Annotated in this window: 6 protein-coding genes and 1 tRNA gene; 3 read left to right on the forward strand and 4 right to left on the reverse strand. The window is 50.6% G+C overall.

Features of this window, described 5'->3' with window-relative positions; translation table 11 throughout:
• Window position 1 precedes the first annotated feature (1 nt).
• Together AC0AP0_RS05590 and AC0AP0_RS05595 are read left to right on the forward strand one after the other, a co-directional pair.
• Window positions 2-78 (forward strand) — tRNA-Arg (locus AC0AP0_RS05590).
• Between the two features lie 1004 nt (window positions 79-1082).
• Window positions 1083-1898: a hypothetical protein gene (locus AC0AP0_RS05595; RefSeq protein WP_490429656.1), complete on the forward strand. Its 816-nt coding sequence runs from the start codon at window positions 1083-1085 to the stop codon at window positions 1896-1898.
• 715 nt (window positions 1899-2613) lie between these two features.
• Here AC0AP0_RS05595 and AC0AP0_RS05600 read toward each other — a convergent pair.
• The 4 genes from AC0AP0_RS05600 to AC0AP0_RS05615 form a co-directional block, all read right to left on the reverse strand.
• Complete coding sequence (locus AC0AP0_RS05600) at window positions 2614-2814, reverse strand: helix-turn-helix transcriptional regulator (RefSeq protein ID WP_198208413.1); 201 nt, start codon at window positions 2812-2814, stop codon at window positions 2614-2616.
• 1781 nt (window positions 2815-4595) lie between these two features.
• Complete coding sequence (locus tag AC0AP0_RS05605) at window positions 4596-5654, reverse strand: LacI family DNA-binding transcriptional regulator (protein ID WP_490429657.1); 1059 nt, start codon at window positions 5652-5654, stop codon at window positions 4596-4598.
• A gap of 310 nt (window positions 5655-5964) precedes the next feature.
• A complete protein-coding gene (locus tag AC0AP0_RS05610) occupies window positions 5965-7407 on the reverse strand; it encodes an MFS transporter (RefSeq protein ID WP_490429658.1) in 1443 nt (480 codons plus the stop codon).
• Between the two features lie 61 nt (window positions 7408-7468).
• Window positions 7469-8413 carry a nucleoside hydrolase gene (locus tag AC0AP0_RS05615; protein WP_490429659.1) on the reverse strand — a complete coding sequence of 315 codons (945 nt, stop codon included), beginning with the start codon at window positions 8411-8413 and terminating at the stop codon, window positions 7469-7471.
• A gap of 1470 nt (window positions 8414-9883) precedes the next feature.
• Between AC0AP0_RS05615 and AC0AP0_RS05620 the strand changes: the two genes are divergently transcribed.
• Window positions 9884-10193, forward strand: a 310-nt coding sequence (locus AC0AP0_RS05620) for a helix-turn-helix transcriptional regulator (protein WP_490429660.1), incomplete at its 3' end; no start/stop codon positions are given.

Genomic DNA, 10193 nt, shown 5'->3' on the forward strand with positions numbered 1-10193 from the left:
TGCGCCAGTAGCCCAACGGATTAGAGCAGCTGACTACGGATCAGCAGGTTGCAGGTTCGAATCCTGTCTGGCGCACCATACGAAAGCCTTACAGCCTCAATAGCTGTGGGGCTTTTTCATTGCTCGGTCAATTCTTCAAAAACATGATTTTGTGTGACATCTGTGTGACAAAAGTTCTTGCAAAAGAAAAGCCCCGCCGAAGCGGGGCTAACCAACCACCTTACTTGAACAGGTCCCAGAAGCTGAACGCGGTCTTCCGGTAGATCTTGTTGCAGGCGGCTTTCCTGGGTTCCTTATCCATCCCATGCCTTTCTACCCGTAGCCGGGGATGAGGGCCTTCTTTGCCTGCCGCTTCCATTTGCCCGTGGTCCTCGCCTTGAACGAGCGCTTGGGGCTAGGCGTGCGCATACCGAACTTCATTACTGTCACTTCTCTTCGTCTTCTATGGTAAGTATGACATTTTGCCCTGTAGACGATATGCCGGTGCTGTATCCACTCTTTTTCAGATATCCGCTGCCGTCGTCTTGCACTTGATTGTTCGGCCCGGCGGCGGTAACGCCGATGGTTTTTGTGATGCATAAAAGGCCAGGCACAGGCTCTGGGCTTGAGCTCGACTCCAATTCAGGTATGTATAGTATGCTGTTCTCCTTTTTGTTGCACTGAATAGCATCGGATGCTTTGCTGCATTTGGCGTTGAGTTGCTGTACTGCATCGTAGCTCTGTTCTCCACACGCAGTGAGAGAGACTGATGCGCATATCGCTAGGAGCAGCGAGGCCAATTTCTTGACTATAGATCCTCTCATCGGCTGTGACTATCAGCAGGCTACCAGCAAGCCCAGAACTGTATTCGGATACCCCAAGGGCACGGGGAAGGCCTCTTCGTACGATGTGGCTGCTTATAGAAGCACGTTTCCAGCTTTTGTTATATTCCTTATCCAGCTAAATATGTACGAAGGAGCAAGGTTATGGCTGGGAAAAGAAGGATTGTATATTTATACACCCGTGAAGTGACAGATAATAAGGGCAATGTCAAGGAATGGGGTCCAGCTGATTGGGAGCAATTCTTAAAAATATAAGAAATTGTGGAAGTCATACCTTTTAGGAAAAATTATTATGAAGGAGAAGTTGGCGAAAGCTCAACTCCGGTAGCAAGATATTTTCACCTATTGAAGCCTAGGGCGCTTCACGAAAGGCCGGGTGGCAAAGATGCACAGGGGAATGCGAAAAGTCTGGGTGCCAATAGAAAGGCACTTGGATTAAGCGAGATTGACGAATACACGTATTTGCTGCCGGTGGAAAGCACTAACTATGTGGCAATGTTTCGTTCGTCGGCCGGCTCGACATCCGTAGCAGCCGCTGAATGGATGACACTTTACTTGAATCTGCCGCGAAAAGGCCGGAGATTTGTGTTTAATCACGTTACCCGCAGAAATGCCAAGAAAAAACTCCAATCTGCAATAGGCGTAAGATCCTTATATGTCCAGTTCGAGGGACAACCCCATGGTAAGTCGGAAAGTCAGATTGAAAAGGGCGTAGCGGTCGCAGCATCGGCAAAAGGATTGGCCGGGAGCGATGGCATGAAGATTAATTTAAATATCACTCTCGACCGCACGCAAAAAGGTGGTTCTGCGGTTGACGGCCTACTGAAAGAAGCCAGGGTGCTCGTGAAAGGCGTAAACGGTAAGTTACCTGGGGCACGCGTTTCTCGGTTAAAAGCCAAGACACTCCAGCCTGGCAAAGGTGGCAAAATCGATGTCGAGCAGGTTGACTTTGTCAAAGAGAGAATGACAGTGCAAACCGAGTTTGGCGACGCTGATGAAGCCATGGATCCGAACCAGATTATTGCTGGAATGTATGATGCAATTCTTAAATTCCGGAAGAAGTCAGGACAGTACTGATACTGAGCAAGACGTAAGCGGAGTGCTAATACGAGTCTTAAACTGAGATCTTTTCTAGGGAGAGTTAAAGACCACCCGGCTATAGTGAATACTGTATTATAGCCTTTCTCCAATTGCATTTATGATGACTTATATATCCGCGATTTCCATTTTTGTGAAAATGATAGGCAACTCCAATACAGGGAATCCGAACATAGCCATGTCAATTGCCGTAGAACTACCGGCAAGCTTCACTGACGTAGCGGTTGTTCTGGCTTGTCTAAGAGCTGGAATCTTTCAGGGAATTGAGAGTAAGCGTAGGGGATGTCATGGTTAGCAACAGGCTTTCCAAAATTACTGCAGGTTCATCAGCGTAGCATCATCACCGGAGGCATTATTGGGTGATTTTTTAGGTAACACGAAGCTCGTACCGTGGTTTTTCGAGTTTTCCGTGCTCTTTGCGCTCACGGAGTCGTCAGACTGCTTTACTGCTTAAATGTCTGATTAAGATTGCCCAGCATGACGACGTGCACGATGCACAGCATAAACTCGAACGCAGATGAACTTAGCGTAGCCTGTTAACGCGCAAAGGTCAGAACCCGGAAGAGGCCCCGGCCTTTTCTTATACCTGCCCGCAGGTTCTGTTTTCCCTTCTTCCCCCTTCCTGTGGGCATCCCCACCTGGGGCCTGGCCGCGTCACAAGCCTTACAACCATTGGACGCGAGCCAGGCTGGCCCTACATCTGCTTGCGTGGTCTGCCGCCGCCTGCTCCTTGGCCTGGCCGGGCGGCGTTCCACTCGTCGATGGTCTGCTCGGTCCAGCCGCGTGTGCGTCCCACGTACACGTCGGGTTCCGGTAGCTTGTATCGTGCGAGCGCGCCTTTGGTGATGTTCAGGCGTTCTGCCACCTCAGTGAGGCTGAGGTACCTGCGGGTCACTATTTGTGTCCTGCTGCCAGTCCGAACCCGCCGGCGGCCAGCCCGAAGACCCCTGCCGGGATCGGCTGCCAGAAGGCGAGAGCGAGGCTGCAGACGCCGAGCGCCAATGCGACCCATCCGAATGTGTTGAATCTGTCCATGCTGATTTGCCTTTGGTCTAGTCTGGAAGGCGGGTGTTCCGGTTTCTATGGGCAACCGGAACCCCTTTGTCAGGTCATCGTTTCCTGTTCTGGATGATGGCGACGACTGCGGCTATCGCCTACACCGCCGAAGCGATGGAGCTGATTGCCGCCCAGATGTTGTCCGTTGGTCTCCTCCTTTCTATCGACAATTACTATAATAACAAAGTATGTAAAGTTATCAAGGGAGGGGGGGGGGACACGCCGTGCATACCTGGTCTTAAGGAGCACTGTCCTGCGCCGTCCTTGCAGGGATTGTCATCAGGCGCCCATGCCGCTTCGTTGATATATGGACCACGCCAGCTCAGGCGGTCCCCGCTGCCGCGGTCGCCTACATCCCCGCCCGGGCAGAGCTCCTGTCCGACAGCTGACAGCTGTGCGACGCTCAGACAAGCCAGCAGACCGGAATGCTTGCCCGCAGGCATCATCCTTACCTGTCCGCGCCACAGCTCCAATTGCTGGGCGCGAGCCAGGCTACACATCCATATCTCTCCAGGAGTGGCTATGCCAAGCAGGTGCTGTATATGGCAGACCTCGCGCAGGCGCGACCGGCTGCTCTGCGACTGACAGCGGATCAGAGCCAAGGTCAAAGCCAGGGCAGACGGCAAATGCCAAGCCAAACGCCATGCGAGAGGTTGCAACAAAATAGGAACCGACTGCGACTATATCATCTCAGGCGACGACAACAGCCTGGACGTCGTCCAATGGCTTTCAAACGCTTGCCATAAAACAAAGACAGACAGAGAGCCAGCAGCGCGCAATGTATAGTATCGTGAAGTATGGTTCCATCCCGTCGAAACAAATCCGGGATCGATCCAACCTGTTTATAGTTCGGTGAATCCGGCAAAAGCTCGATTTTTTGTGACACTTGAGCGGCAAAAGTCCTCGCAAAATAAAAGCTTCTCCGAAGCACAACTGATCATCTGCATTACTTGACGGGTCCCAGAGGTTAATTGTGGTCATCTAGTAGATTTTGTTGCAGGTGGTTTTCGCAGGGTTCTGTATCCACCCCATGCTTTTTCCTCATCCGGGAATTAGGACTTTCTTCGCATGCCGTTTTCGCCTGCTTTGATTCTCGCCTTGGGGAGGGTCTGGGATTGAACGGGGGCATGCCGAACTTCATTGGTGCCGATACTCCTATCCATGGCTTTCGTTCATTCGTGAGTAGCAAAGGATTCAATTTAAGGAAGGTACGTCTTATGACACCTTCCTGTTTTTCTCCTGATTCAATGGGCTCGGAAGCCTATTTGGTTTCTGTCATGCCAGATTCCGGGGATTGGCGCATCTCGTACCACTGTGCGCTGTCTCTATGGATGAGCTGCCACCGCTTGCAGCCCCAAAGTTCAGAGAGCTGTCACAATATGTCAGGGTCGTAATTTTTGGTTCTTGTTGGGTTGATGTCGAATTTGATAAATAGCTGTGTATTGGATGCTCATGATCGAGTCTTGAGTATGTTGGATCAAGAGTAATTCTGGACACTATCCAGGATGTAGGGTAATTAAGTACCAGCTCTAATCTGAAAGATCTTCCATTTATCACGAGTATCTGTTTATGTCCTGTACTGCTACGGATGACTGCTTACTACTGCAGTGTTGATGATGATCAATTTGTTGTAGATGAAAAATTCCGCACCGAACCGCGGTGGACCACTGTTGGCTCGAGGACATGCGTGACAGGCGATTCCAACCAGGTCTTGTTCCTAGCGTCTTTTCGCAATTCAGAGATTCTACGCATCATTTGCAAGGAGCATGTTTTGGCCATTTCTGCAATCCCTTGATCGAAGGTTGTCAGGTTCTGCCCAACCCCTAAATGATTCAAAGTATTATCGTACCCGATGAGAGAGCAGTCATCAGGTATTTTCATTCCACGTTCATTTAATCTGTTAATAAAGCCAAGAGCCATTAGGTCGTTGCAGCAGAATACGGCGGTTGCACCCTTGTCGATCAGTGAATCTGCCGCTTCATAGCCGCTGCCGAAGCGATAATCTCCATTGACATCGAGCTCTGGATTAATGGGAAACCCTGCTTCTGAAAGACCGTCCAGAAAACCTGCCTTGCGAGCCTCCGAGGTATCTGATTCCCTATCACCGGATATGCATGCTATGCGTGTATGACCATGACGTACCAGTATTTCAGCAGCTTGTCTTCCACCTGAATAGTTATTTGAACCCACGCTGTCGCACCAGTCCATGCCAAGAAGCCTATCCGTGAGGATCACTGGGCAACTCATCCGGGTCACTTCTGCCTTCAAAGCGGCTTTATTTTTCACAGATTCTTGAGAAGGAATCAAAAACAGTCCATCGATATCCTGTGAATCAAGCTGAATTAACAACTCATGCTCGATTTTCTCCTTGTCATCGGAGTTGGCCACTATCAGTGAATATCCATATGACCGGCAGGTGTCTTCAATACGTTTTGCCAGCGAGGCGAAGAAGTAGTTTTCTATATCGGGGACCAGCAGAGCTAACAGCATTGAGGTATTTGTTACAAGACTGCGAGCATTCTGATTGGGCACATATTTTAACTTCTTTGCAGTCTCAATGATGAGTTTCCGTTTGCCCTTAGACATGCGGATAGGTCTATCGTTGAGAACCAAAGATGCGGCGGCCACCGATACGCCAGCGGCTGAAGCAACATCTTTCAACCTCACTCGTACGCTCATAGCCGCTCCTTTGGTTTTATCCAAGAACTGTCTTATAACACAATCTGATGTCGACTTTTGCTGTAAACCTACAATAACAAGCAATTCGCTTTGGAGCCGGGCTGCTAGGGGGAGAGGGAACATATATTTGTTTCCCTTGGGTGGTAAGAGTCGTGTTACTTCAGAAATAGTGCCTTTTTAGAGGAAATCATTCTTAGGTCGTTGGAAAGCCTGGTGACGATCGTCTTTGGATAATCGCCATCAGGCCTTGCTCATTCTGTTTATTTTACAAATACGGTTGTAACCGCAATGGGGCTACAACCGCTGATTATCACCGCTCATTCTTGAGGTCTGTACGAGAGCCATATAGCTTATGACGAAGAATGAGTACCAGAACGACACCTACAACCAGGGTTCCAACAGAAATAAGAGCCAGGTTGGAGTAAGTGGCACCCGCCCCGGTTTTCCCGATTAAGCTGCCTTTCGACAATGCAGGATTAGCCATCAGACTGCCAAAAACAGAAATTCCGATAGAACCGGTGGTGTTCATAATCAGATCATTCAGGCCAACACCACGTCCGGATTCGTCCTTATGCAGAGTTCCCAGAACCGTATCAACCAAAGGCGAATAAAGGAAGGCCTGGCCGCCGTTGAAGAAGATGGGGGCAATTGCCATGAAAATCGTGTTCTTCTGGGCTAGGAATGCAACCATCAACATGCCGACGGCCATTGAAGTCGCTGCGCAGATAATTGATGCCCCACGACCGATCTTGTCGACAATGAAGCCGGAGCAGCATCCCACGATGACTGCAACGACAGGTCCCCATACGATGAGCAGGGACACCTTGGCGGAATTGATGGAATAAACATCGCGGCCAATGGCGTTGAGCATGGGCGAGAACCAGTTCGGCGTGAAATCAATGATGAAGACCAACAGGCATCCCAGCAGCCAGGGGACATTACGGAAGAAGCCGGGCGTGATGAAGGGCTCTTCCACCTTGTGGATGTACACCGCAAGGGCTGCAAACAGCAGAATGGAGACGATCAGCATCCACCACGCATTGAATGAGAAGAAGAGCGTGAGGAAAGCAGCACCGCCACCGAAGAGTATGAAGCCAGGTACATCGATCTTTTTCCCATTACCGCTATCGCTGGGGAGGTTGTGCATCAGGATCGGGATAAAGAAGATGGTCACCACGGGAATGAGGAAGAGGAATTGCCAATGCAAGGTGGCCAGCCACCCACCTGCCAGTATTCCAATGACGTTGGAAAGCTGGAAGGCTGCGGTGAAGACGCCAAAGAATATGACCTTTAATGATGGTTTCAGATACTTCGTAGCCACCACCAGATAGACGGAGCCCGCGACCTGTTCGCCTGCCGTTTGAACTGAGCGGGCGATTATGACCACCCACAGATTGCCGGTGATGAAAAATGTGGCTAGGAATCCGAGAATCGAACCCGTCAAAAGGAAGGCCATGCCCACCATGACCATCTTTTTCAGCGAAACGAAATCTCCGAGAGATCCGTAAATGAAACAGACAATGCCGAGAATGATACCTGGTATTGCCGTGATGAGCGAGGCGTGTGCGGGATCACCCACGTCTTGGCCAACTTGTTCGAAGACCAGATTAAATGCCTGCATGCACAATGTGCCCAGCACGAAGGTTATGAGGAGGGGGATCAAGGCTTTGACGGCAGCCCTGTTCGTAACTTCTGGATCTTGTCTGGGATCGAATTTATCAAGAGCTTCAGTTTGAGTATTTTGTGATGACAAAGTAGTTTCCTAACCAACCGATGCCGGGCGGCTATTGCCCGGCAAAGTTTGACGATTGTTTTCAGCGGCAGGCGGCGCTTGTGCGAGACATGAATTCTTTCAGGAACCGGGGAACGTCGACTTGTACAGCGACTTCCATGGTCTTCCGTGGATCATTCAAACGCGTGTTGTCACCGATGGTACGGCCTCGGGTGGGCCCATCCACGTCTACTTGCATGTTCATAGGCAGTGTTTTTACAAAGGTGGGATCAATAGCCACTGCGGCAGCGAGAGGATCATGCAGACCGCAGCCATGAAGGTGAGGGTGGAATTTCGCATAGGCGCCGATGTAGAAATCAGTCATGTCAGCCAGGAATCTGGAGCCTGGAGTGTCCATGTCGCGCCATTGCTGAGTTTCCTTCTTGGTCAGCAACGTTTGGAGGGTGACATCCAGCCCGATCATTTTTGCGGGGATACCAGAACGGAATACTCTGTTGGCTGCTTCTGGATCTTGGGAGATATTTGCTTCCTCCCAAGGATTGACATTGCCGCAGACTGTCAAGGCTCCACCCATGAGCACCACTTGACCAATTTGGTCAACAATTTCAGGTGCACGCTTGATGGCAGCATCCAAATTGGTCAATGGGCCGGTGGGGACGTAGACCAGATCCTTGCCATAGGTCTTTATGGAATCAATAATGAAATCGACTGCGCTGGTTGTTTCAGGTTCCTTATTGGAGTCAGGAATTACTACTTCGCCGATGCCGTTCTTGCCGTGAATGTCTGCAGATGGAGTCAGAAACTCGTCTTTGTCGCTTGGGTGGTCGATGCCAGGATAGACCGGAATTTCAGGATGGCCCAGCAGACTCAAAACGGCCAGCGAATTTCGCAAGCCCTGCTTAAGCACCACATTTCCGTAAGTGCCTGAGATTCCCAATAAATCAATGTCTGGGCTACCAAGGGTGTAGCTCAGGGCCAAGGTGTCATCCACGCCTGTGTCCAAATCGAGGATCATCTTTTTCGCCATTGTGAAGCTCCTTCTACTCTGACTGGCTTTAATAGCGATTTCTCAACAAGCCCAGGCTTCTCCCAGACTTGAACTTGCGTCAAAACACTACATTGTGTTGATAAACCGTTATATCAACGCAACACATTCATGATAAAACGTTAAATCTATCTTGTCAAAGCAACGTCTGTTCGAACATATATTGCGCGATACATTTATTAAATAAAATACGGAGAGCACTCAGCAAAAGAATGTTATAGACCAAGAATGGTGTTTCGGCCAAAAGACAGATCGTGAACCAGCGCTTGCCTGAAGGAGTGTGTAACGGGTAGGGATTTACATAGATGGGTCCATGGCGAAAAGCTGTTCTGGACAGAAAAACACTTGTGAGGACCTACCTGTTCTCACGGCTCGATGACCTGCTGATTAAGGGCAATGAGAACAAGAAAATAAGAATATAGGAACGCTAAGGGCTGGATACTAGAAAGCATGTCTTGATATTTGGGGCGGAAACATGAACTGGACGGTGTTGCTGTCCTGGATGCCACAGCCAGTTTTTGGGAGCGTTGCTTGTGAAGTCGACCCGAAGTGTATTTGTGCCCTGCGATTTCCTCCTGAATCCGACTTCCAGAGGAGGACGCCTCGGCGTAATCTGAGGCATTCGAATATCTGGCGAAAAAATGAAATACGCTACTGCGATGATCTTGGGACCCAAGGAGCCTGTGTCAGTCAAATAGAACAGTGCCGTTCCCGGTCGGGGTTTTCGAGTGCCACGGTGTTGAGTATCTGGTTGTCCACTCCGAAGCAGCCGTCGATTCTCATCCGCTCCCTGGGCTCATAGTGGTTCTGAGTTCACGCATTGTATTGTCTGATGTCGATGTCATGACGCGGTATGTAAGCCACTTATCCGAGCTGCCTTTCTTAGGATTGCTTTCGCAGATGGCCACCATTTCCAGGAGAAGACCTTTGGAATCTACGCCGATGGTTATCCATGAACCGGCTCCATTGATTCTTGATGCGCAGCACATAGTAGATTTCCGTGCGTGAACCACCTCCGCCGTCATAATCTCCCGATGTAACTCGCGGATCCTGGGGAGTATGACTGGGTCTTCTCCCACCGACTGCATGTCCTTATCCTTGTATCGCGTAATTGCATGACGATACTCAGGGCTTGGTAATGGGCGCCGGGAGGCGGGTGTGGTTGGTGGTGTGCTGATAACCCGTCCGGGGTGTTTCCCCCAACCTGTATCTAGGCTGAGCCATGCCGATAATCCTTGAAAAACAAGGGTGTCAAAGACTTTTGGCAGGGGAATTTTTGGCGGGTGAGGGTTTGGGTTGATAGCGTGAGGGGGGTCGGGCTTGCGCAGGCCTCGATGATGCAGGCACATGGTCGTCAACCAACAATCGGCCGGCGGACGATGGCCAGGGAAGGCGGGTGGCAGGGGTATGGAACTAGGCGGTCAGATTCGCCGGTATCGCTCGGAGCGGGGCATGTCCCAGGACGATCTCGCCGGCAGGATATTCGTGTCCCGCCAGACCATATCCAACTGGGAGAACGACCGCACCTACCCGGACGTGCAGAACCTGCTCCTTTTGTCCGACCTTTTCGACGTGAGCATCGACCAGCTGATCAAAGGAGACCTCGACACCATGAAGCAGGCGCTCGATAAGGACGTACGAAGCATGAAGATCCTGAATCTGATCCTGTATGGTTTGGCCGCGGGCATCTTCATTGTGGATGGGCTGGTGCTGTATGGGGTTGCAGTTGCGAAGCGGGAGTGGCCGTGGCTGCTTTCGCTCA

The organism is Bifidobacterium sp. POST2/T3 (B1) (assembly GCF_058197115.1).

Excerpts from the sequence above, each read along its gene's own strand:
- AC0AP0_RS05615 (WP_490429659.1), bottom strand. The coding sequence starts at position 8,413 with ATGGCGAAAAAGATGATCCTCGATTTGGACACAGGCGTGGATGACACC.
- AC0AP0_RS05605 (WP_490429657.1), bottom strand. The coding sequence starts at position 5,654 with ATGAGCGTACGAGTGAGGTTGAAAGATGTTGCTTCAGCCGCTGGCGTA.